Below are 22,018 nucleotides of genomic sequence, written 5' to 3'. Positions count from 1 at the left end.
TGACGAATCAACACGTCCGGTATAGCGTGTGCGCGCGGTATCGCTTCACTCGGAGACCGACGGTGCGCCGATCGGTCGCGTGGCAGAAGGGAGCACGCGATGGGAACCGATCAGGTTCTGCTCCACCGGTTCGTCATCTCGCAACTCATCGCGGCCGGGGTGGACCGCGACCGGCTGCTCCGGGAAACCGGATTGCCGGAGTGGACCATGGCGGGCGACGACCTGCACCTGCCCAGCCAGATGTTCTCCCGGCTGTGGGAGATCGGTGAACTCGAACTCGGCGATCCGGACGTCGCCCTGAACGTGGCGAGCCGCTACGAACTGACCTGCCTGGGGCTCTACGACTATCTGTTCTCCTCGGCGCCGACACTGGGGGCCGGACTGGCGACCTGCGGTCCGTACGTCACCGCGGTGACTACCAACCACCGATTCGACCTGGTCGCGGAGAACGACGACGAAGTCACCTTGTACCTGGACATGATCGACGGGGAAGGCCGCGGCCGCGATCTCACCCAACTCTGGGGGCTGAGCGCGGTGCTCAGCCGGGCACGGCGCGTGGTGCGTGAACCGCTGGCCCCGGTGCGGGTCGCGCTGCGCCAGCACGCGCCCACCAAGATCGACACCTTCATCGAGGTGTTCGGCACCACCGCGATCGAGTTCGACGCGCCGGTGGACGCTATGACCTTCCGCGCCTCGGACATGGATCTGCCGCTGACCACCAGCGATCCGGTCCTGGCCGGCATCCTGCAACCCTTGGCCGCCGCGCTTCCGCCACCGCCGCCGCTGGCCACCGCATGGCCCGAACGCGTCGCGGCCGCCCTGGCGGACTGCCTGGAGGACGGCGACGCGTCCCTGGAGCGGGTGGCGCGGAGGCTGGCCACCAGCCCGCGCACGCTCCAGCGGCGGTTGCGCGAGGCGGGTACCACGTGGCGCGCCGAGCTGGACCGGGCGCGCGGCGCGCGGCTGGTCGCCGCGACCGCCACGGGGCCGCTGAGCCCCTCGCGCCAAGCCGAGATCCTCGGCTACTCCGACCCGGGATCGCTGCGGCGCGCGGCTCGGCGCTGGTCGCTGGCCACCCACGCTCCGCGCACCGAGCGGAGCTTCACGGCCTGAGGAAACGCGCGGCGATCGACCAGAAGGTCGCGTCCTCGATCGCCCGGAAATCCCAGCTGTTGGTGAGTGCGTGGGTCTCGGCGACGATCGCGGGAACGTCGAAGTCGTCGCGGGTGGCGGTGCCCTTGGCCTCCAGCACCTCGATGACGTACGCGGTGGCGCTCTCCATGGAATCTGACACGGGAAACTCCCATCGGTCGCAGGACGATTCGGTCGGTAACGGATCGGCTGCCGAGCGGCGCCGCGCGCGGCAATACGCTCCCGGTGCCCACCGACCGGCGGACACGCATCCAGTCTCATGAAAAGACCGCTCTGTCACCAGCACCGAACACGACATGTCGCGACCGAACGCGCCAATCTGCGCGCTCAGTACGGCGTATAACGCCATACCCCGAGCATGCTCTGCGAATCGAGCGGTTCGGCGTCGTCGTGCACCGTGCCACGAAGCCGCGCCATGGCCTTGTCGGTGTGCAGACCGGCGCCGATGAGCACCAGCTGCGCCCCCCGCGATTCGCCGCGCGACCAGCCGCCCGGCTCGAAGACGATGTGGCGGCCGACCATGTGCAGGACGAATTTCCTGCGTTCGCCCGCCACCCCGAAGGCGGCGAAGCCCTTGGCCCGGAACAATCCCGGTGGCGGGTCCTCCAGGAAGCCGATCAGTTTGCGCGGGTCCAACTCCCGGTCGCTGGCGAAGGAGACACTGGTGTAGTCGTCGTGCAGATGGCGGTGCCCGGCGTGGTCGTGGTGCTCGTGCTCGACCAGCAGTTCGTCGAAGCTCAGTTGCTCGGCCACCAGCGGGCGTTCGCGTCGCGGTCGGTCGAACAGCAGTCCGGGATCGATCCGGCCGTGAGTGGTCGCGTACACCGGCACCGAGCCGACCAGCGCCGCGATGTCCGCGCGCAGCCGTGCGAGCTGCTCGGGCGCCACCCGATCGGCCTTGTTCACCACCACCAGGTCGGCCAGCCGCACATGAGTGCGCAGCTCCGGATGCCGGGCACTGCTGTCCGGGAACTGTTCGGCGTCCACCACCTCGACCAGGCCGCCGTAGCGCAGGCGCGGATTGTCGCTGCCGACCACCATCCGGATGAGATTGCGCGGCTCGGCCAAGCCGCTGGCCTCCACCACGATCACGTCGATTCCGGCGCGCGGCTGCGTGAGCCGGGTGAACAGCTCGTCCAGTTCGGTGACGTCGACGGCGCAGCACACGCAGCCGTTGCCGAGCGAGACCATCGCGTCGACCTGCCCGGCGACCAGCATCGAATCGACGTTGATCGCCCCGAAGTCGTTGACCACCACGCCGATCCGGGTCCCCCGGTTGTTTCGCAGCAAATGATTGAGCAGCGTGGTCTTCCCCGAACCGAGAAACCCCGCGACGAGCACAACAGGAATCCGGTCAGCCATTCCGCTCACCCTAGTGCGCCGCGAGACCCGCGGGAAAAGCCGGACGCCACCCTCGCCGTGGTGAGGGTGGCGTCCGGTGGGTTCGGTGCGCGGACTATTTCGCGGGGCCCAGCAGCATGCCCGCCAGGCTGTAACCGAGATTGATCAACTCCGTGCTGATGGCGTTGTTGTCCAGCCCGAGCATCTTCGCCAACGGCATCAGCAACTCCATGATCGAAGCGTTGCCCCCGGCGGCCCCGGGGGACTGCTGTGCGTTCGGCGTGCCCGGCGACTGGGTTCCGGAAGTACCCGGCGATTTCGGCGCCGCCGACGCACCGGGTGACTGCGGTGTCGCCGTTCCTGGAGCCGGTTTCGGCGTCGTGGTGCCGGGAACCGACTGCGCCTGCGGCACCGCCGGGGCCGCAGGGCTCTGCGGCACACCGGGAGTCGTGTAACTCTGCGGCACCGCGGGAATCACCTGGGCCTGCGGTACCGCCGGGTTCGTCTGAGCCTGGGGAGCGAACGGGTTCGTCTGGGCTTGGGGGGCGAACGGGTTCGTCTGGGCCTGCGGCGTTCCCGGCGTCGGAGCCTGCGGCGTTTCCGGGGCGACCGCGGGATGGTCGAACGACGCACCCTGCGGGGTGCTCTGGCCGCCCTGCTGATCCGGCGCGGCACTCGGCTGCGGTGTGCCGAGCAGGTAACCGACCACGCCGGTGGTCAGCGCGATCGCGTGCTTGAGCTGCCCGTCCGGTGTCTCCAGCGACGCCGCGTCCTCGGGATTGGCGCCATTGCCCATCTCGAGGAAGACGAGCGGAACGGTGGTCAACGCGGGCCCGGCGATGTCCGTGCGGGTCTGCAGACCGTCCACCACCCCGCCGTAGTTTGCGGGCGGGAATCCCGCATCGCGATACGCGTCGCGCACCGACTTGGACGCGGCGAGTCCCGCTCCCGCCTGGACCTGATCGACGATCAGATTCGGGATGGGCAGCTCCGGGATGATCAGGTGGAATCCGCGATCCTGCGCGGGCGCGCTGTCGGCATGGATGCTCACGGCGACGTCGGCGCCGGACTGGCTCGCCGCGCGGGCCCGTTCGTCGACGCAGCCGCCCCAGTTCATATCGTCCTGGCGGCTCAGCACGACGTGCGCGCCGAGCGTCTCCAGCGATGTCTTGACGACCTGCGCGACGTTCCAGGTGATGGTGTGCTCGGGAACGCCGTTCATCGTGGTCATGCCGGTGGTCTGGCAGTCCTTGGTGCCGCCGCGACCATCGCTGACCTGTCTGGCCAAGTCCTGGGAGTGGTTGGACCCCTGGTGGCCGGGGTCCAGGAATACGGTCTTGCCTGTGAGCTTCTTCGACATGTCCAGCGGCGACGGCGCCGCCTGCGCGCTGGCCGGAAGCAATCCGGACAACGTCACCGTCACCGCGGTCGTGACCGCGGCGCAGATACCGGCTTTGACGATGCTTGGCTTCATAGTGCGGTCGGTGCCCCGGGACGGAGCACCCCTCCCTTCCCACTTGTAACACCAAACCCAATGGTCACTCTGGCAACGCATGTATCAGCAAAGCAAGGTGCGTGATCGAAGTGTTACAGCATGCGCGACGCCCGGCGGTCAGATCCTCCCCGGCGGTTTGCGCAGAGATAGCAGAGCGTAATGCACGTGGGTCGGCACTGTCTCGATCGGCACGCCGAAATCCGTAGCGACTTCCCGATACGTCGGGATTGCCCGGAATTTTCTGGGCGATAGCGATGTCCGTGTGGTCCGGTCCGGAAACGCGGATTCCGGCACACCACCTGGTCGGTTCTGGTAATGCTTGCCGCGGAGATGCGGAGGATCTCTCGAGTCGGCCGCGACGGCGGGAGCACGACGACCCGTGGACGCGGCGGGAGTACAAGTCAAGGAGAACCGGTATGCGTGCTAGCGCGCTCCTCCTCGCGGGAGCCATGGGTTCCGCGGTGACCCTGCTCGCGGCGGCGACGGCGACGGCCGAACCCGCGAACACCATCTCGCAGGATGGCGTCTATTCGGTCGGCGTCGATATCGTCCCCGGTCTCTGGGAGGCGCCCGGCACGAGCGACCCCGCCTACGCGTGTGATTGGCGCAGGTTGTGGAAGGTCGAGGGCGACAACACGAACATGCAGTACATCATCGCGAACAACTACACCCGGCTCGGCCCGGTCCGGGTGCGGATCAAGCCGACCGACGTCGGGTTCAAGACCGAGAACTGCGGGCCGTGGCGGTTGCTGTCGACAGCGCCGCCGACCGGCTCCTCCGGCGACTGAAACGACGGAGGCGCACTCGACGGACGACGTCCGACTGTGCCTTATAAGGTCAGCCGCATGTCGCGAAAAAGGATTCTGATCACCGGCGCGAGCGCGGGCCTCGGGGCCGCCATGGCGCGCGATTTCGCCGCCGAGGGCCGCGACCTCGCGCTGTGCGCCCGCAGGCTGGACGCGCTCACACAGTTGCGCGACGAGCTGGTGGCGAGTCATCCCGGAATCAACATCGCGGTGCGCGCGCTCGACGTGGACGACCACGCGGCGGTGCCGGCCGTCTTCGGCGAACTGCGCGACGAGCTCGGCGGCTTGGACCGGGTGATCGTCAACGCCGGGATCGGCAAGGGAGCGCTGATCGGCACCGGACGGGCCGACGCGAATCTCGCGACGGCCACCACGAACTTCGTCAGCGCGCTCGCGCAGGCGGAAGCGGCGCTGGAGATCTTCCGCGCGCAGCGGGCGGGGCACCTGGTACTCGTCGCGTCGATGAGCGCGGTGCGCGGGCTGCCCGGCAAGAAGGCGGCCTATTCGGCGAGCAAGGCGGGGCTCGCCGCGCTCGGCGAGGCACTGTCCACCGAATTGGCACGCTCGCCGATCCGGGTGACCACCCTGCTGCCGGGTTTCATCGCCACCGATATGGCGGCCAAGGCGGGCGACGCGCGGATGGTCGCGCCCCTGGACAAGGGCGTGGCGGCGATGGTGGCCGCCATCGAGCAGGAGCGACGCCGAGCCTGCGTCCCCGGGTGGCCGTGGCGGCTGATCGACCTCGCGCTCCCCCATCTCCCCGACGCCGTGGTGGCGCGGATGAGCTGAACCGGCCCCCGCCGGGGCGGCTCTGAATGAGCGTCACTTGACCAGCGTGAACTGCACGATATCGATGCGACCGGCGCGGAATTGCGCCGCGCACCCGGTCAGATACTTCATGTACCGCTGGTAGACCTCCTCGGATGCCAGGGCGACCGCCTCCTCCCGATGCGCCCGCAGCGCCTCGGCCCAGCAGTCGAGGGTGCGCGCGTAGTGCGGCCGCAATTCCTGCATCTTCTCCGTGCCCAACCCGGCGCGCCCGGCCAGCCGCGTGACCTCTGCGGGATGCGGCAGCTGCCCGCCGGGGAAGATCTCTCGTTTGATGAAGATCTGGAACAGCGCGTCGTCCCGGGTCACCGGGATGCCCATGCGCCGCATGTCTTTCAACGTCCACCCCACGATCGTGTGCAGCAGCATCCTGCCGTCCGGCGGCAGCATCCGGTGACACCGCTGGAAGAACGTCTCGTAGCGCGACCGCCGGAAGTGTTCGAACGCGCCGATGCTGACGATCCGGTCGACTTCGCCCTCGTATTCCTCCCAACCCTGCAGCCGGACCTGCACACCGGGGATGCGCTCGCGCTCGATCTTGTCCCTGACGTAGTCGTACTGGTTGCGACTGAGCGTCAGACCCACGACCGTGGCGCCGTAGGCCGTGGCGGCGCGCAGCATCGTCGACCCCCACCCGCAGCCGACGTCCAGCAGGGTCATCCCCGGCCGCAGGTCGAGCTTGCCCAGGGCCAGGTCGATCTTCGCGCGCTGCGCTTGCTCCAACGTCATGTCCGGTCGCTCGAACCAGGCGCAGCTGTAGGTCATCGTCGGGTCGAGGAAGAGTGCGTAGAACTCGTCGGAGAGGTCGTAGTGGGCCTGCACCTGCCGATAGAACGGTTGGAGGTTGGTCATCGCGTTTCTCCTGTTCATCGGGTTCATCAGCTGATACCCGCGCGCCGCCGCCGCGTTTCGCCGCACGCGGACCGATACGCAACCGATGTGCGGGTCACCGTTCGGCAACGGCGGCGGAAGAAGGTCGATTACCCGCGAGGTAATCGACTCCGTGACCCGCGGCAGGCAAGATCGCGGACATGATCGATGAGACGGGCACCAAGTTGTTCCACCAGACCATGCCGTTCACCGAACGCCTCGGCGTCGAGGTGCTCGCGCACGGGCCCGAGCTGGTGCGCAGCCGCCTGGCCTGGGACGAGTCGCTGTGCACGCTGGGCGGCGTGCTGCACGGCGGGGTGCTGATGTCGCTGGCCGACGCCACCGGCGCGGTCTGCGCGTTCCTCAACCTGCCGGAGGGCAAGCAGGGCACCACCACGGTGGAGTCGAAGACGAACTTCCTGCGCGCGGTCCGTTCCGGATACGCCGTCGCGTCGGCCACGCCGCTGCACGCCGGACGCTCGTTCGTCGTGGTCGAGACGGTGATCCGGGACGACGCGGACAAGCTGGTCGCGAAGGTCACCCAGACCCAAGCGGTGCTCTAGCCGACGCCGACGGCCGAGTGGACCCGCTCGCCCGCCGCCGCGCGGGCCACGGGCCACACCCGGGCGAGACCGAGCAGTTGCCGCAGCCCGGCGTCGAAATCGGGCGCCGGGACCGGCAACCGGGCCGGGGACGATCCGATCGGGGCCGCTCCCGCCTCGCGCGCGAGCGCCGCGTACGCCACTTGGTGCGCGTAGTCGGTCAGCGGACATCCCGAGCCTGCCGTCGCCGACGTCGGGGCGTAGCGGCCGAGTTGCAGCAGCGCGTCCTGGATCTCCACGGTCATGCGCATGAGCCGGGTCTCCGGGTCGGCCTGCTCACCGGCCGCGGGCCGCAGCACGATCTCGGGCACCGCGGTGGTGAGATCCCGCCACAGCGGGCGCAGCCTGCGACCGGCGCGTCCGGCCCGATCCAGTTCCGCCATCGCCAGCAACGTCTGGACCAGCGGAATCGCGACCAACGTCGCGTCGACCATCAGGCACAGGGTGACCGTCGTTTCGACCCTGACCATCTGCGCGCCCAAGCCTTGCCATCCGGTGACGACCCATACCGTCGACAGCACCAGATTCGCCCCGAAAAGGGTCGCCGCCCAGATCAGCGTGCCACACACCAGCTTTCCCGCCAATCCGATGCCACCGGCCCGCAGTTCCTGCGCGCACATGCGGGCCAGGAGCCAGACGTTCAGCAGCAGCGGGAGTCCGAACGCGGTCCACACCACCACGCCCTCGGTGTCCAGGGTCAGCTCGACCAGCCTGCCCTCCTGTCGCGCCGACGTGCCCGCCAGCAGGATCGCGGCGGTGGACGCGGCCGCCAGCAGACAGCAGACGCGGTGCCTGCGCCGGACCGCGGCCGGTTCCGCGCCCAACGCCCAGATGCGGACGATCCCTTGCACGCACATCGATGACATCACCGTGCAACCCAGCGCGAGCTGATGGGCGAGACTCGCGATGCCGGGCGTCATGCCGCAGCGATACAGCAGCAGACTCAGCAATCCCCACCCGAACAGCTTGTTCAGCAGCCGGTCGACGATCGTGTCGTGTACCAGCAACCACCGGCCCGCGAAGACGGCCGCGACGAAGCCGACGACCGGCCACGCGATGATTCCCGGAATCGATGCCGCCATCGGCCGACCTCCCACCCACGAAACTGTCCCTTGCGAACGATAACGTTGTCGCGTGTTCGTGACCACGCTGAACAAGAATCGGCGGCAACCGATAGCCGAGGCGTGCACCGAACCGATGTCTTATTTGTCCAATTATCGACATCGCGTGCCGAGCGCGGGGCGGACATCGTTTGTCACCGGCCCCAGAACTTCCGCCGCGCCGTCGGCGAACGTCACAACAGCGTGCCGAACAGCGAATTACATAAGGACACAAAACATTCGGCGGAATCGCTGTGGATGTTACGCTGTATCACATAGAGTTTCAGTGACGACACTCACCTCCGACACGCACCTCCCGGCGGGTGCGTCTGCTCTTCGTAGCCCGCGAACGCGGCTCTACCTCATGCTCTGCCCGCCCGTTCGTGCGGCAAGAACGGAGATATCTGTGCGCGATGAACCACGGTCAGCTTTCCGGCCCGAGCGAATCGATGGTGCATCGATCGAAATCGACTTCGTTCCCCCGGCGCCGAGACCGGTGGCCCGCGCGCTGATCAGGACCGGGGCGCCCTCGGTCGAGCGGCGATACCGCCTTCCGGAAGACAGCGCACCAGTGCATCTATGCGTCACGGCGTGATGGCGCCGGGGGAAACGGAAGCGATGAGCAAGCAGACTGCCGGAACAACCGAACTAGCCGTGCGCCCGGCCGCCGGGACGGACACGATGAACACCGCGCTGCGCGATCGCCTGATCGACGCGACCGTCGAGGTGGTGTCGACCGAAGGTTTGCACGCGCTCACCGTCCGCCGCGTTTCCCGTATGTGCGGGGTCTCCACGATGGCGGTGTACTCCAACTTCGGCGGGATGCCCGGCCTGATCCGGGCGGCGGGTTCCGCGGGCTTCGCGCAACTGGCCGAGCGCATGACCGCGGCCGGGGTGAGCGACGAGCCGATCACCGACCTGCTCGTGCTCGGCCTGGTGTTCCGCGACGAGGCCCAGCGGCGGCCGGAACTCTTCCAGCTGATGTTCGGCACCGGGACACGCATCGACCTGAAGATCAACCGCGGCAATGTGCTCGTGGCCGGGCACGATTCGGAGTTCGAGCACTACGCGGAAACCTTCGACCACGTGGTCGGGGCGGTGCAGCGCGCGCAGGACGCCGGGCTGATCAACACCCCGGACGTGCGGTCCGCCGCGGCGCAGCTGTGGATGGGACTGTTCGGCTTCGTCCAACTGGAGATGGCCGGTCACCTGGGCGACGACGGTCTGCTCGAAGTGCTGGTGCCCGCGATCGTGAATCTGCTCGTAGGCATGGGCGCCGAGCTGAAATCCGTCGGCGCTTCGGTCCTGCTCGCGGTGGAGCGGTTCGCCACGCTGTTCGGCGAGTGAACCACCGCCCGGATCAGAAGGGCAGCTTGGACCTGAATCGCTGGGCGCGCGCCATCGCGCGCTCGGCGGCGCTACCCCGCGGCGGCATCAGACCCAATTGCAGCAGCATCTCCGTGAGATCCCAGGTGGCCTGGCTGCGCCAGATCAGCCCGGAACGGAACTGCCACGCGTCGATGACAAGCAGATCGAGCTTCTTGCCGGTCGGGCCGAAACCGGGCGGGTCGATGGGGCCGAGATGGGTGCCGGTCATCCGCCACGGCACCAAGGCCAGCCGGCCGTCCGCGGCGAGTACCGGCGGAAAGGGGTTGGTGTAGGCGACATCCGGGAACGAGCGCACCGTGTCGGCGACGAACTTCTCCACACCCGTCCGGCCGTGCGCGGGCGCGTCCAGCGAGGGGTCGTGCCAGATCGTGTCCTCGGTGACGCATTTCGCGACCGCCGCGCCGTCACCGCTGTTCCACCCCGCGATGTATTGCTCGGTGAACGCCAGCAGCCACTCCAGGCTTTCGATGGGTTCGGCCTCCGCCTCGATGCGGAACTGCCCGGTGTTGTACGAATCCACGCCCATCGCCTTTCAGCCAGTGCTTTTCGACGAGCCATCGTAGCCACGAATGGACCGCGCACTCAACACCTTCCGGCGCTCCGGAGCCGGACGGTACGGAATAACATCGGAATAACGATGTAATTCACACCGGTTCCACCGCTCGATAACTCTGTAATAACGCCAGAATAATCCCGTCATACCCCCTCTGAACTGCGTTGATGATGGATTCGGCATTACTTGCCCAGCAATGGTTTTCGGTAATCGCCCGCATGATTCCGTATTGACCTTCGCGAATCACCCCTCCTACCATGGGTGGACACTGACCTCCTACCGCGGAACCACTTCACCGCCGGACGGCGCCAATGGCCGAACAGGTTTACCGGCGCCGCGATTCCGGCTGTCTCCACGCTGATTCGACGACGCCGACGTGAAACCGTCTGCGTTTCCGAATGCCCGAGCATCAGGGGATTTTTCATGCCCAATGTAGCAATTGTCGGTATCGGCTGCCGTTTTCCGGGCGGCATCGACGGACCGGACACTTTCTGGGATCTCGTCGTGCACAAGGGCGACGGGATCGTGGAAGTACCGGCGGACCGCTGGAACCTCGCGAAGTTCTACGACCCGGACCCGGACGCCCCGGGGCGGATGTACACCAGGCATGGTGGATTCCTGACCCAGTCGCTGTGGGACTTCGACGCCGAGTTCTTCGGCATCTCCCAGCGTGAGGCGTCGATCATGGATCCGCAGCAGCGGCTGCTGCTCGAGGTCGCCTGGGAAGCGCTCGACGACGCGGGGATGGCGGGCCGGGTCGGCGGCCGCGAGGTCGGCGTGTTCGTCGGCGGCTTCATGAACGACAACGCGCTGGTACGCAGCGGCTCGGTGGCCAGGGCCTCGATCAACAGCCACAGCCCGACCAGCTCGTCACACACGCTGCTGTCGGCCCGCATCGCGTTCCTGCTGGATCTGCTCGGGCCCACCATGACCATCGACACCGCCTGCTCCTCCTCCTTGGTCGCGCTGCACCAGGCGGTGCTGGCGCTGGAGTCGGGCGAGTGCGAGACGGCGATCGTCGGCGGCGCCAACGCGATGCTGCGCCCCGAGGCGTTCATCTCCATGTGCAAGGGCCGCTTCCTCTCCGTCGACGGCCGGTGCAAGTCCTTCGACGCGGCCGCCGACGGCTACGGGCGCGGTGAGGGCGCCGGCGCCGTGGTGCTGAAGACGCTGGACGCGGCGGTCCGCGACCGCGACCGGATCTACGCGGTGGTGCGCGGCAGCGGCGTGAACCAGGACGGCCGTACGCTGGCCATCCCGGTGCCCAACCCGGCCGCGCAGGAGGCGCTGGCCCGGCGCGTGCACCGGCTGGCGGGCATCGACGCGCACGACGTCCGCTATGTGGAGGCGCACGGCACCGGCACACCCGTCGGCGACCCGCTCGAATTGGCCGCCCTCGGCGCGGTGTACGGCGCGGTCGAGGGCCGCGACGAACCGCTGCCGGTCGGCTCGGTGAAGAACAACATCGGCCACACCGAGGCCGCCGCGGGCGTCGCGGGTCTCATCAAGGCCGCGCTGACGCTGCACCACGGCGTCATCGCACCGCAACTGCGGCTGGACAACCCGAACCCGGAGATCCGGTTCGACGAGCTGCGGGTGCGCATTCCGCTGGAGACCGAACCGCTGCCCAACGACGACGGCCGGGCCGCGGTGGCGGTCAACAGCTTCGGCTACGGCGGCACCAACGCCCATGCGGTCCTCACCCGCGCGCCGGAAGCGCCCGCGCAGGAGCGGACGCGCGGGCCGATCACGGTGCTGCCGCTGTCGGCCCGCAACGAGACCGCGTTGCGCACGATGGCCACCCAGGTGCGCGACCTGACCGAGACCATCCCCGCGGACGCGGTGACCGAGGCGGCGTGGACGCAGCGGGCGCACCATCCGATCCGCGCGGCGTTCGCCTACCGCGACACCGACGATCTGCGCGCGCAGCTGGCCGATTTCGCGGCGGGCGCGAGCAAGTCACCCGCCCGCGCGCTCACCGACGGCTCCACCCAGCCGGTGTTCGTGTTCAGCGGCATGGGCCCGCAGTGGTGGGGCATGGCCCGTGGCCTGCTCGAGGCCGACGGGCATTTCGCCGCCGCCGCGCGATCGATCGACGAAATCTTCCGGGACATCGCGGGCTGGTCGATCGTCGAGGAACTGCTGCGCCCCGAGGCGGAGTCGCAGATCACCAGAACCGCGTACGCGCAGCCGGCGAACTTCCTGGTCCAGGCCGCGCTCCTGGCCGAATTCGCCGAACTCGGCATTCACCCCGCCACGGTGGTCGGCCACAGCGTCGGCGAAGTGGCCGCGGCCTACGCCTCGGGCTCGCTGTCGCTGCACGACGCGCTGCTGGTGAGCTATCACCGCGCCCGGTTGCAGGCCACCACCGCGGGCACCGGCGGCATGCTCGCCGTCGGCCTTTCGGAAGACCAACTGCGCGAGCGTCTCGCGGGCGTTGCGGGCGTCTGCGTCGCGGCGATCAACAGCCACTCCGCGGCGACGCTGTCCGGCGACTCGGCCGAATTGGACCGTATTCGGGAGGAACTCACCGCCGAAGGCGTCTTCGCCAGGGCGCTGCGCGTCGAGGTGCCCTACCACAGTCACCTGATGGACCCCATCCTCGGCGAACTCACCACGGTGCTCGCCGGACTCGCGCCGCGACCCGCGCGGGTGCCGATCTGGTCCACCGTCACCGGCGGGGAACTGTCCGGCCCCGACTGGGACGCCGAGTACTGGTGCCGCAACGTGCGCGAGCCGGTGCGGTTCGGCGCGGCCGTGGACAGCCTGCTCGACGCAGGCCACCGGGTCTTCCTCGAGGTGGGACCGCACCCGGTGCTCAGCGGCAACATCAAGGAGGCGTTCGTGCGCCGCGGCCTGGACGGCGCGGCGATCAGCACCCTGTCCCGCAACACCGACGACCGCGACAACCTGCTGCGCGCGGTCGGCGAGCTGTACCAGACGGGCGGCTTGGACACGGCGCACGCGCCGGGCGCACCGGAAACGCCTGTGGCGCATCTGGATCTGCCTCGCTACCCGTGGCAGCGCCGCACGCTGTGGACCGAGGACCCGGCGATCGAGGCGGACCGCGTCGGCGCGGTCGACGGCTACGTCATGCTCGGCCAGCGCACCGCGGCGTCCGCGCCGGAGTGGGAAGTCGAGTTGTCGGTGGCCGCGCTGCCGTGGCTGCCCGATCACGTGGTGGACGGTTCCGTCGTGCTGCCGGGCGCGGCCTATCTGGACGCCGCGCTCAGCGCCGTCGCGGTGCGGACCGGTCGCGCCTGCTTCGGGCTGGAGTCGGTCCAGTTCGTCGCGCCGCTGGTGATCGGCAGGCACGACGTGCCGGTATTGCGTCTCACCGTCGAGGAGACCACCCACAGGTTCACCCTGCGTTCGCGCGCCGCCACCGCGACCACCTGGACCGTCAACGCGTACGGCAGGCTGATCGAGGCGGACGTCGACGCGCGCTCCGTCGACCTCACCCCGGCGGCCGACGCGGTGGAGGTGTCCGCGGCGACGCTCTACGACGGCCTGGCCGCGCACGGCCTCGCCTACGGACCGAGCTTCCGGCTGATCACCGCCGCCAGCGTGGGTTCCGACTCCGTGCTGGCCCGGCTGGATCTCACGCCGCTGGCCGGGAGCGCGCCGAGCCTGCCGCATCTGGCCCATCCCGCGGCGGTCGACGCCGCGCTGCAATGTTTCGCGGCGCTGTACGCGCAGACCGCGCACGGCGCGAGCGTCGTGGTGCCGTCCTCGGTCGCCGGGGTCCGCTGGACCGGCCCGCTGCCCGAGCAGGCCGTCGTGCTCGTCCGCCGCGTCGACGGCGACCCGCTGTGCGCGGACATCACCGTCGCTTCGCCGGAAGGCGCCGTGGCACTGCATCTTTCAGGTGTACGATTTGCCGCCCTCGGGGGCGATCCGGATCTGCACGAGCAGCTCGACGGGCTGTTCTACGAGCCGGTGTGGTCCATCGTCGACGACACCGCGACCGCCGACGAACCCGCGGGCGGGGAGGAGTTCCTGCTCGTGGTCAGCCTGGGCGGCGCCGTCTCCCAGCGCGCGAAGGAGATCGCCAGCGCGCGAGCGTCGGCGGAGATCCTGACCCTGGAACCGGAGGAGGCCGACGCCTCCGATCGTGTCCTCGCCGCCCTGCGCGCCGCGCAGGAACGGCCCGGCGTGACGCGCGGTCGCCTCGTCGTGGTGTCCGGCGCCGAACTGGACGCGGTGCCCAACGCCTACGGGCTCGCCCAGGTCGCCAAAGCGGTCGGCGAACTGGTGGTCGGCGAGGAGGACGACGACGCCCCGGCGACCGAGGTGCGCGCGGTGGTGGTCACCGAGCAGGCGTTCTGCCTGCCGGTCGACGCCTTCGCCCATCCCGCGCAGGCCGCGCTCACCGGCGCCCGGCGCACGCTGCGCAACGAGCAGCCCGCGGTGCAGTGGCGACTGGTCGACACCGAATCCACTACGCGCGCCGCGGACATCGTGGAGCAGGTGTTCGGCGACGGACGAGCCGACGAGGTCGCCTTGCGGGCGGGCGCGTGCTGGGCGCTGCATCTGCGCAAGTCCCTGCGCGACCATCTGGCGGTCTGGGACGAGGCCGCGCCGCTGACCGACCCGGAAGGCTCTTTCCGCCTGGAGGTTCCGCGCTCCCGATTGCTGTCGGACCTGGCGTGGCGCGCGGTCGATCGCGTGCCGCCGGGGCCGGGCGAGGTCGAGATCCGGATGGACGCGGTGGGCCTGAACTACAAGGACGCGCTCAAGGTGCTCGGTGTGCTCACCGAAAAGGAGCTGGCCGGCACGTATTTCGGCACCGACCTGGGTATGGACGGTTTCGGCGTGGTCGAGCGCGTCGGCCCGGGAGTGACCGAGGTCGCCGTCGGGGACGAGATGTCGGTGTGTGCCAGGGACCTGGTTCGCAGGTACGTCACCCTCCGGCCCGACGAGGGCGCCACGATGCCACTCGACTACCCGGACACCGAGCTCGACCCGTGCCACTCCAGCTCGGTACTGCCCTTCCTCACCGCCGAATTCGCCTTCGGCGAGCTCGCGCACCTGCGACCGGGTGAGACGGTGCTGATCCACGGCGCGGCGGGCGGCATGGGCATGGCCGCGGTCCAAGTGGCGGTGCGCCTCGGTGCGCGGGTGATCGCGACGGCGGGCTCGGAAGAGCGCCGAGCGGTGGCCGCGACGGCGGGGGCGCACGAGGTGGTCAACTCGCGTTCGATCAGCTTCGTCGACGACGTGCTCGGCCTGACCGCGGGACGTGGCGTCGACGTAATCTACAACTCCTCCCCCGGCGAGATCCTTCAGCAGAACCTGCGGGCGGCCGCCGAGTTCGGGCGGATCATCGAGATCGGCAAGGCCGACATCTACGGCGGCGGCGCGATCGACCTGCGCCCCTTCGACCGGAACCTGTCGTTCTTCGCCGTGGACATGGACCGCGCCCTGGCCGTGCGCCCCGAACTGGTCCGCCGCGCGGCGCGCCGGGCGATGGACGCGCTGAACGACGGCACCTACGAGTACCTGCCGTACACCGCGTTCCCGCTCACGTCGACCGCCGAGGCGTTCGAGACCGTGGTGCGGTCCAAGCAGATCGGCCGGGTCGTCCTCGATCTGCGGGAGCCGGAACCGACCGTGCTGGCCAAGCGGCCGAGTCTGCCGATCGACCCCGCGGCCAGCTACCTGGTCACCGGCGGCTTCGGCGCGTTCGGTCTGGCCACCGCGCGCTGGCTGGTGCGGATCGGCGCGCGGCGCGTGGTGCTGGCCGGACGCAGCGGCGCGACCGGTGACGCGGCCCGCGCCGCGGTCGCCGAGCTCACCGCCACGGGCGTGGAGGTCGTCGAGGAGCGTCTCGACATGGCCGACTACGACGCCGTCGCCGCGCTGGTCGAACGCATTCAGGTCAGCGGACATCCCCTGCGCGGGGTGTTCCACGCGGCCGGCGTGGTGAACAACCTCGAGGTCCCGCAGATCACCGCGGAGTCGCTGGCGGAGATCTTCGGGCCCAAGGTCGCCGGTGCGGTCAACCTGGACACCGCCGTCACCGCCGCCGACATCGACCTCGACATGTTCGTGCTGTTCTCCTCGGCGAGCAGCATCGTCGGCATCTCGCCCCAATTCGGTTACGCGGCCGCGAATTCCGTGCTGGACATGATCGCGTCCGCCCGCCGGGCCCGCGGCGTCGCCGCACTCGCGGTGAACTGGGGCTTCATGAGCGGTGGCGGCGGCATGGCCGATTACGAGGCGGTCAGCCGATATGCGGAGATGACCGGTTACCGCTCGGTGGACATGGACGTGGCCACCGATCTGCTGGGCGAGTGCCTGCGGCTGAACCTGCCGCAGATCGTGCTGTTCGACGTGGACTGGAGTCAGTGGGCGCTGGCGCATCGCCCGTCCACCCGCACACCGCGTTTCGCCGACCAGGTGGCGGCCGCGGGCGGCGGGGCGTCGGGCGCGGGCGCGCTGCGGGCGGAGATCCTCCAACTGGGGGTGGAGCAGCGCGGCGAGGTGGTGGCCTACCTGCTCGCCGAGCAGCTGGCCGCGGTGCTCGGCGTCGACGCCGAGACGATCGACCTGAACACCCCGCTGCCCGAACTCGGCATGGATTCGCTGATGGGCATGGAGTTCGGCGCCCGCGTGGTGCAAGTGCTCGGCACCCAGCTGTCGGTGCTCGCCGTGATCGGACTGACGTTGCGCGGGCTCGGCGCGCGAATTGCCGAGCAGATTGTCCAGGAAGAAGAGCGCGCGGCGAGGAGCGAGGACGAATGACCGGCAACAACAGGGAACTGGCCCGCGCACTGCTGGCCAGGCACGCCAACGGTGAGAACACCGCCCCGGCGACCGGCAACGGCGCGCGTGCCGCGGACGGCCCCGCCGTCCCTACCGCGGCGACCGGCAACGGCAACAGCGCGTCGCGCGGAGTCGCGCACACGTCGTTCCGTGACCACCCCGGCGTGCTCGAGGCCGCGCAGCGGTTCGGGCGGTTCGACGCCTGGGTCAACGAGGTCGGTCTCGTCAACCCGTACTACCTGCCGCACGAGGGCATCAGCGGCGCGGTGACCCGGATGGCAGATCGGGACGTGGTGAACTTCAGCAGCTTCGGCTACCTGGACCTGGCCGCCGACCCCCGGGTACGACAGGCCGCCAAGGACGCGATCGATCAGTACGGCACCTCCGCCGCCGCGGTCAGGATCGTGGCGGGCGAGCTGCCGATCTATCGCGAACTGGAAGCCGAGATCGCGCGCATCTACGACACCGAGGCGGCGCTGGTGACCGCGAGCGGCTACCTCACCAACGCCGCCGCGGTCGGATTCCTGCTCGGCAAGCGCGATCTCGCGGTCTGTGACGCGCTGATCCACCACAGCGTGGTCTCCGGCACGGAGTGGTCGCGCTGCAAGCGAGTTTCCTTCCGGCACAACGATCCGGAGTCGCTCGAGACGATCCTCAAGATGTCGCGGCGTAGCTTCGACCGGGCCATGGTGATCATCGAGGGCCTCTACAGCATGGACGGCGACGTGGTGCGGTTGCCCGAGATCATCGAGGTGGCCCGGCGCTACGACTGCTCGATCATGATCGACGAGGCGCATTCGTTCGGCACCCTCGGCGCCACCGGACACGGTGTGCGCGAGCTGTTCGACCTACCCGGCGACGCCGTGGACGTCTGGATGGGCACCCTGTCCAAAGCGCTCGGCAGCGTCGGCGGCTACCTCGCGGGCAACCGGGAACTGGTCGACGGATTCAAGTACGTCGCGGGCGGTTTGAGCATGTACACCGCCGCCCCGGCCCCGTCGGCGATCGGCGCCGCCTTGGCCGGGCTCGGGGTCCTGCGCGACGAGCCGGAACGCGTGGCGCGGCTGCGGCACAACAGCGAGTACTTCCACCGCCGCGCCAAGGACTACGGCTTCGACATCGGCACGTCGGAGGGTTCGCCGATCATCCCGGTGATGACCGGCGCCGACGAACCGGCCGTGCTGGCGGCATTGGCCATGCTGCAACGCGACTTCAGCGTGAACGCCATCACCCACCCGGTCGTCCCGGCGGGAGAGGCCAGGCTGCGGTTCTTCATCAACTGCAGGCACACCGAGCAGCAAATGGACCAGGCGCTGGCCACGCTGCGCGAGGTGCTCGACGGACTCGCGGACACCGCGGGACAGCAATTCACACTCGCCCATGAGGAGCAGCACTCGTGAAAATTCCCATCAATCGATCCCTCCTCCGAAAGGCGGTGGTGCCCGGGGTGGCGCTGCTGCTGATGGGCTCGCTGTTCATTCCCGCACGGTCGGCGCTGCTGCCCACCTACGACGAGGCGGGCGGCCCCATCGCGAGCAAGTTCGACTTCACCGCGATGCCGATCGCGCTGCCAAAGGGCCTGCCGACCGACCGCAAGATCCGCGAGCTGCGCGAGCCGTACAAGCACCTGTCGGCCTGGATCTCCTCGGTCGGCGCGGCCATCGCGATGAACGACTTCGACGGCAACCGGCTGGCCGACGACCTGTGCGTGGTCGACCCCCGCTCCGACACGGCTTTCATCACGCCGACGCCGGACAGCAATACCGCCCGCTACGAGCCCTTCGTGCTCGATCCGCGGCCGCTGCCCGCCGACTCCTCCACGGTTCCGTCCGGCTGCATCCCGGGCGACTTCAACGGTGACGGCCGCATGGACGCGCTGGTGTCGTACTACGGCCGCACGCCGATTCTGTACCTGCAGCGCGCCAACGCGACCCACCTGGACGCCAAGGCGTTCCGCCCGGTGGACATCGTGCCGTCCCCGAACACCCCGGACGGGCACTACGAGGGCCAGCGCTGGATCACCGCGGCGGTCTCGGTGTCCGACTTCGACGGTGACGGCAAGCCGGACATCTACCTGGGCCAGTACTTCAACGACATGGACGTGCTCTCCAAGGACGGCCAGCTCGCGCTGTGGATGACCGACTCGCTGTCCAACGCGCGCAACGGCGGCAAGGATCGCATCTTCACCCTCGCCTCCGCCAAATCGGGTGACGAGCCGACCGCCGAGTACCGCGAGGTGGCCAACCCGTTCCCGATCGGCATGGACACCGGATGGGCGCTGGCCGCCGCCGCGGCCGACCTGAACGGCGATCAGCTTCCCGAGCTGTACGTGGCCAACGACTTCGGGCGCGACCGCCTGTTCGTCAACAAGTCCACACCGGGCCAGATCCGCTTCGGCTACGCCGAGGGCGAACGCGGCATCACCGAGCCGAAGTCCTATGTGATGGGCCATGATTCGGACAAGGGCATGGCGGCCGACTTCGGCGACCTGAACGGCGACGGCATGCCCGACCTGTTCGTCAGCAACATCGCCGTGCGCTTCGCGCTCATGGAAGGCCACTTCGCGTTCTACAACACGGCCAAAGACACCGCCGACGCGGCACGTCAACTGGCCGAGGGCATCGCGCCGTTCAAGAACCGCGCCACGGACGTCGGGCTGGCCTGGGAGACCTGGGGCTGGGACGCCAAGATCGATGACTTCGACAACGACGGCCGCAACGAACTGATCCAGGCGACCGGCATGATCAAGGGTGAGACCAACCGGTGGCCGCAGATCCAGGAACTCGGCACCATGAACGACGACCTGACCAGGTACCCCTGGGCCTGGCCGATCATCAGCTCGGACGCCGATCTGGCGGGCAGCAATCCGGTCGGCTTCTTCAGCCGCGGTGACGACGGCAAGTTCGCCAACCTCACCCACGCGCTCGGCATGGACACCCCGGTGCCGTCGCGCGGCATCGCGGTCGGCGATACCTCCGGCAACGGCGCGCTCAGCTTCGCCGTCGCCCGCCAGTGGGGCGACCCGACCTTCTACCACAACAACAAGGCGAAGGGCGGCCAGTTCCTCGGCCTGAAGCTGTTCAAGCAGGCTTGGGAGGGCAACGCGGCCACGACCACCGTCGCCGGTCTGCCCCCGCAGGGCGTTCCGGCGGTGGACGCCCAGGTCGAGGTCCGCACCCCGGACGGCCGGTTGCTCACCAGCCACCTCGACGGCGGCAGCGGGCACACCGGCAAGCGGGCCACCGAGGTGCACATCGGCCTCGGCGAGGTCGATCCGGCCGCCCCGTTGAACGTCACGCTCCGCTGGCGGGAGACCAACGGCACCCCGCACGATCAATCCCTCCAGCTCGCGCCGGGCTGGCACACCGTGAACCTCGCCTCGGACGCGCAGGAGGTCAAGCAGCGATGAGCGACAACGACAACAAGGATCCGGGCGAGGCGAAAGCCGCCTCGAACGGTCATCACGAAACATCGGCGGCCAACGGCAACGGCGCGGCCAACGGCAACGGCGCCGCTCCCGAAAGCAACGGCACGGCCGCACCGACGACCACCGCCGAACGCATCTCGTCGATGCAGCGCTCGGGCACCGAATTCGCCAAGGAATGGATGGAAAAGCCCGCAGCGACGAAGGATCCGCGCTACCTGGCGCTGCGCAACTTCGCCATCTCGATCACGATCTTCAACCTGATCGGGTTCCCGCTGCTCGGTTTCGAGCAGCCGTTCCTGTGGCCGTTCATCGCACTGGCCACCGCCTACACCACCGAGATCGGGCTGGAGGTCCTGGCGGCCTGGGCGTACAAGCGTGCGCCCGCCTTCCGCGGCCGCGGGCCGCGTGGGTTGTTCGAGTTCCTGTTGCCCGCGCACATCACCGGCTTGGCGTTCAACTTCCTGACCTTCGCGCACGACAAGCTGTGGCCAGTGATCTTCGGCGTCGTGGTCGCGGTCGGCACGAAGTGGGTGCTGCGCGCCAAGATCAACGGCAAGATGCGCCACTTCATGAACCCGTCGAACTTCGGTGTCGTGGTGTGCTTCCTGGTGTTCCCGATGATCGCGGTCGCACCGCCGTACCACTTCACCGAATACATCACCGGACCGGCGGACGCGCTCATCGTGCTCGGCCTGCTCACGACCGGCACCATGCTCAACGCCAAGCTGACGCTGAAGATGCCGCTGATCATGGCGTGGGTGGGCGCGTTCGCGCTGCAGGCCATCGTGCGCGGGCTCATCGAACCGAACATCTCGATCCTGGCCGGCCTGAGCATGATGACCGGTCTGGCGTTCGTCCTGTTCACCAACTACATGGTCACCGACCCTGGCACCACCCCGTCGGGCAAGAAGCAGCAGATCATGTTCGGCGCCTCGGTCGGCATCATGTACGGCGTGGTCACCGCGCTGCACATCTCCTACGGGTTGTTCATCGCGCTGGTCATCGTCTGCGGCGCGCGCGGCGTCTACTGGTGGGTGCGCGGCATCGCCGAATGGTGGCGGCAAGGGGGCGCCGCGCCGGAAGCGGCGGAGCAGCCCGTGGTGGCCGACGACCTGGAGGCCGACATCGCGGGTGAACCCGAAGCGGAGAAGGAGGCCGCCCGCTCATGACCGACCGCGCCGAGCTGCGCCGCGTGCTCGGCGCGTTCACCACCGGTGTCACCGTGGTCACCACCGGGTGGCCACGGCCGCACGGCATGACCGCCAACGCGTTCACGTCCGTCTCGCTGGATCCCCCGCTGATCCTGGTGTGCGTCGCCCATACGGCGCGTCTGCACCGGGCGATCCACGAGGCGGGCGCGTTCGCCGTTTCGGTGCTTTCGGCGGGCCAGGAGCCGGTGGCCCGGTATTTCGCCGACTCGGCGCGCCCCGACGGCAGCGCGCAATTCGACCAGGTCGAGTGGTTCCCCGGACCGCACACCGCGGCGCCGATGCTGGCGCACGCGGCCGCGGGCTTGGAGTGCAAGCTCGACGCCGTATTCGACAGCGGCGACCACAGCATCGTCGTCGGCGAGGTCGTACACGCCGAACGCGACGCCGAACTGGCCGCCACGGGAGCGCTGACCTTCTTCGACGGCGGCTTCCGTCGCTTGATCCTGTGACGATCCCCCACTCCTCCGACGATTGGA

Annotated in this window: 16 protein-coding genes; 10 read left to right on the top strand and 6 right to left on the bottom strand. The window is 69.1% G+C overall.

From position 1 onward, the window contains the following. Nucleotides 1-99: 99 nt before the first annotated feature. Nucleotides 100-1,113 carry an AraC family transcriptional regulator ligand-binding domain-containing protein gene (locus tag ACFV2O_RS21440; RefSeq protein WP_379253306.1) on the top strand — a complete coding sequence of 338 codons (1,014 nt, stop codon included), beginning with the start codon at nucleotides 100-102 and terminating at the stop codon, nucleotides 1,111-1,113. Here the strand turns inward: ACFV2O_RS21440 and ACFV2O_RS21435 are convergent. The 3 genes from ACFV2O_RS21435 to ACFV2O_RS21425 all read right to left on the bottom strand — a co-directional run bounded on the left by ACFV2O_RS21435 (nucleotide 1,103) and on the right by ACFV2O_RS21425 (nucleotide 3,967). Next, the gene (locus ACFV2O_RS21435; protein ID WP_355077710.1) at nucleotides 1,103-1,294 is read right to left on the bottom strand and encodes a hypothetical protein; all 192 of its coding nucleotides are present in this window, start codon (nucleotides 1,292-1,294) and stop codon (nucleotides 1,103-1,105) included. The genes ACFV2O_RS21440 and ACFV2O_RS21435 overlap by 11 nt on opposite strands. Nucleotides 1,295-1,479: 185 nt before the next feature. Then, nucleotides 1,480-2,514: a CobW family GTP-binding protein gene (locus tag ACFV2O_RS21430; protein ID WP_379253304.1), complete on the bottom strand. Its 1,035-nt coding sequence runs from the start codon at nucleotides 2,512-2,514 to the stop codon at nucleotides 1,480-1,482. A 94-nt stretch (nucleotides 2,515-2,608) separates the two neighbouring features. After that, complete coding sequence (locus ACFV2O_RS21425; RefSeq protein WP_379253303.1) at nucleotides 2,609-3,967, bottom strand: N-acetylmuramoyl-L-alanine amidase; 1,359 nt, start codon at nucleotides 3,965-3,967, stop codon at nucleotides 2,609-2,611. A 437-nt stretch (nucleotides 3,968-4,404) separates the two neighbouring features. On the opposite strand from ACFV2O_RS21425, the gene ACFV2O_RS21420 reads away from it, so the two are divergent. Together ACFV2O_RS21420 and ACFV2O_RS21415 are read left to right on the top strand one after the other, a co-directional pair. Next, nucleotides 4,405-4,776 (top strand): hypothetical protein, encoded by a 372-nt coding sequence (locus tag ACFV2O_RS21420; RefSeq protein ID WP_379253302.1) that lies wholly within the window; start codon nucleotides 4,405-4,407, stop codon nucleotides 4,774-4,776. Between the two features lie 57 nt (nucleotides 4,777-4,833). Beyond that, on the top strand, nucleotides 4,834-5,583 hold the full coding sequence (locus ACFV2O_RS21415) for an SDR family oxidoreductase (RefSeq protein WP_379253301.1): 750 nt from the start codon (nucleotides 4,834-4,836) through the stop codon (nucleotides 5,581-5,583). Between the two features lie 33 nt (nucleotides 5,584-5,616). Here the strand turns inward: ACFV2O_RS21415 and ACFV2O_RS21410 are convergent, their stop codons facing one another. After that, nucleotides 5,617-6,474: a cyclopropane mycolic acid synthase family methyltransferase gene (locus ACFV2O_RS21410; RefSeq protein ID WP_356961068.1), complete on the bottom strand. Its 858-nt coding sequence runs from the start codon at nucleotides 6,472-6,474 to the stop codon at nucleotides 5,617-5,619. 179 nt (nucleotides 6,475-6,653) lie between these two features. On the opposite strand from ACFV2O_RS21410, the gene ACFV2O_RS21405 reads away from it, so the two are divergent. Further along, nucleotides 6,654-7,055 carry a PaaI family thioesterase gene (locus tag ACFV2O_RS21405; protein WP_379253300.1) on the top strand — a complete coding sequence of 134 codons (402 nt, stop codon included), beginning with the start codon at nucleotides 6,654-6,656 and terminating at the stop codon, nucleotides 7,053-7,055. Here ACFV2O_RS21405 and ACFV2O_RS21400 read toward each other — a convergent pair. After that, entirely contained in the window at nucleotides 7,052-8,176 is a 1,125-nt protein-coding gene (locus tag ACFV2O_RS21400; protein WP_379253299.1) for an MAB_1171c family putative transporter, read from the bottom strand. The genes ACFV2O_RS21405 and ACFV2O_RS21400 overlap by 4 nt on opposite strands. Nucleotides 8,177-8,812: 636 nt before the next feature. Here ACFV2O_RS21400 and ACFV2O_RS21395 point away from each other — a divergent pair. Continuing rightward, nucleotides 8,813-9,541, top strand: a complete 729-nt coding sequence (locus tag ACFV2O_RS21395) for a TetR/AcrR family transcriptional regulator (RefSeq protein ID WP_379253298.1) — start codon at nucleotides 8,813-8,815, stop codon at nucleotides 9,539-9,541. A 13-nt stretch (nucleotides 9,542-9,554) separates the two neighbouring features. Here the strand turns inward: ACFV2O_RS21395 and ACFV2O_RS21390 are convergent, their stop codons facing one another. Beyond that, the gene (locus tag ACFV2O_RS21390; protein WP_379253297.1) at nucleotides 9,555-10,103 is read right to left on the bottom strand and encodes an ester cyclase; all 549 of its coding nucleotides are present in this window, start codon (nucleotides 10,101-10,103) and stop codon (nucleotides 9,555-9,557) included. Nucleotides 10,104-10,559: 456 nt separating this feature from the next. Here ACFV2O_RS21390 and ACFV2O_RS21385 point away from each other — a divergent pair, with 456 nt between their 5' ends. The 5 genes from ACFV2O_RS21385 to ACFV2O_RS21365 are packed head-to-tail and all read left to right on the top strand — an operon-like array spanning nucleotide 10,560 to nucleotide 21,991. Next, a complete protein-coding gene (locus tag ACFV2O_RS21385; RefSeq protein WP_379253296.1) occupies nucleotides 10,560-16,883 on the top strand; it encodes an SDR family NAD(P)-dependent oxidoreductase in 6,324 nt (2,107 codons plus the stop codon). Further along, entirely contained in the window at nucleotides 16,880-18,304 is a 1,425-nt protein-coding gene (locus tag ACFV2O_RS21380; RefSeq protein ID WP_379253295.1) for an aminotransferase class I/II-fold pyridoxal phosphate-dependent enzyme, read from the top strand. The genes ACFV2O_RS21385 and ACFV2O_RS21380 overlap by 4 nt, the downstream gene beginning before the upstream one ends. Then, the gene (locus tag ACFV2O_RS21375; RefSeq protein ID WP_356961060.1) at nucleotides 18,301-20,313 is read left to right on the top strand and encodes a CRTAC1 family protein; all 2,013 of its coding nucleotides are present in this window, start codon (nucleotides 18,301-18,303) and stop codon (nucleotides 20,311-20,313) included. Before ACFV2O_RS21380 ends, ACFV2O_RS21375 begins: the two co-directional genes overlap by 4 nt. Further along, nucleotides 20,310-21,500 carry an enediyne biosynthesis protein gene (locus tag ACFV2O_RS21370; protein WP_379253294.1) on the top strand — a complete coding sequence of 397 codons (1,191 nt, stop codon included), beginning with the start codon at nucleotides 20,310-20,312 and terminating at the stop codon, nucleotides 21,498-21,500. Before ACFV2O_RS21375 ends, ACFV2O_RS21370 begins: the two co-directional genes overlap by 4 nt. After that, complete coding sequence (locus ACFV2O_RS21365) at nucleotides 21,497-21,991, top strand: flavin reductase family protein (RefSeq protein WP_379253292.1); 495 nt, start codon at nucleotides 21,497-21,499, stop codon at nucleotides 21,989-21,991. The genes ACFV2O_RS21370 and ACFV2O_RS21365 overlap by 4 nt, the downstream gene beginning before the upstream one ends. Nucleotides 21,992-22,018: the final 27 nt, after the last annotated feature.

This window comes from Nocardia sp. NPDC059691 (assembly GCF_042733915.1).
GTDB classification, from domain to species: domain Bacteria; phylum Actinomycetota; class Actinomycetes; order Mycobacteriales; family Mycobacteriaceae; genus Nocardia; species Nocardia sichangensis.
Note: the sequence above shows the minus strand (reverse complement) of the source record. Positions and strands in the feature narration are given on the sequence as shown.

Coding starts and splice junctions, on each gene's coding strand:
- ACFV2O_RS21415 (WP_379253301.1), top strand. CDS start 4,834: ATGTCGCGAAAAAGGATTCTGATCACCGGCGCGAGCGCGGGCCTCGGG.
- ACFV2O_RS21380 (WP_379253295.1), top strand. CDS start 16,880: ATGACCGGCAACAACAGGGAACTGGCCCGCGCACTGCTGGCCAGGCAC.
- ACFV2O_RS21405 (WP_379253300.1), top strand. CDS start 6,654: ATGATCGATGAGACGGGCACCAAGTTGTTCCACCAGACCATGCCGTTC.
- ACFV2O_RS21400 (WP_379253299.1), bottom strand. CDS start 8,176: ATGGCGGCATCGATTCCGGGAATCATCGCGTGGCCGGTCGTCGGCTTC.
- ACFV2O_RS21440 (WP_379253306.1), top strand. CDS start 100: ATGGGAACCGATCAGGTTCTGCTCCACCGGTTCGTCATCTCGCAACTC.
- ACFV2O_RS21385 (WP_379253296.1), top strand. CDS start 10,560: ATGCCCAATGTAGCAATTGTCGGTATCGGCTGCCGTTTTCCGGGCGGC.
- ACFV2O_RS21395 (WP_379253298.1), top strand. CDS start 8,813: ATGAGCAAGCAGACTGCCGGAACAACCGAACTAGCCGTGCGCCCGGCC.
- ACFV2O_RS21365 (WP_379253292.1), top strand. CDS start 21,497: ATGACCGACCGCGCCGAGCTGCGCCGCGTGCTCGGCGCGTTCACCACC.
- ACFV2O_RS21370 (WP_379253294.1), top strand. CDS start 20,310: ATGAGCGACAACGACAACAAGGATCCGGGCGAGGCGAAAGCCGCCTCG.
- ACFV2O_RS21425 (WP_379253303.1), bottom strand. CDS start 3,967: ATGAAGCCAAGCATCGTCAAAGCCGGTATCTGCGCCGCGGTCACGACC.
- ACFV2O_RS21430 (WP_379253304.1), bottom strand. CDS start 2,514: ATGGCTGACCGGATTCCTGTTGTGCTCGTCGCGGGGTTTCTCGGTTCG.
- ACFV2O_RS21410 (WP_356961068.1), bottom strand. CDS start 6,474: ATGACCAACCTCCAACCGTTCTATCGGCAGGTGCAGGCCCACTACGAC.
- ACFV2O_RS21420 (WP_379253302.1), top strand. CDS start 4,405: ATGCGTGCTAGCGCGCTCCTCCTCGCGGGAGCCATGGGTTCCGCGGTG.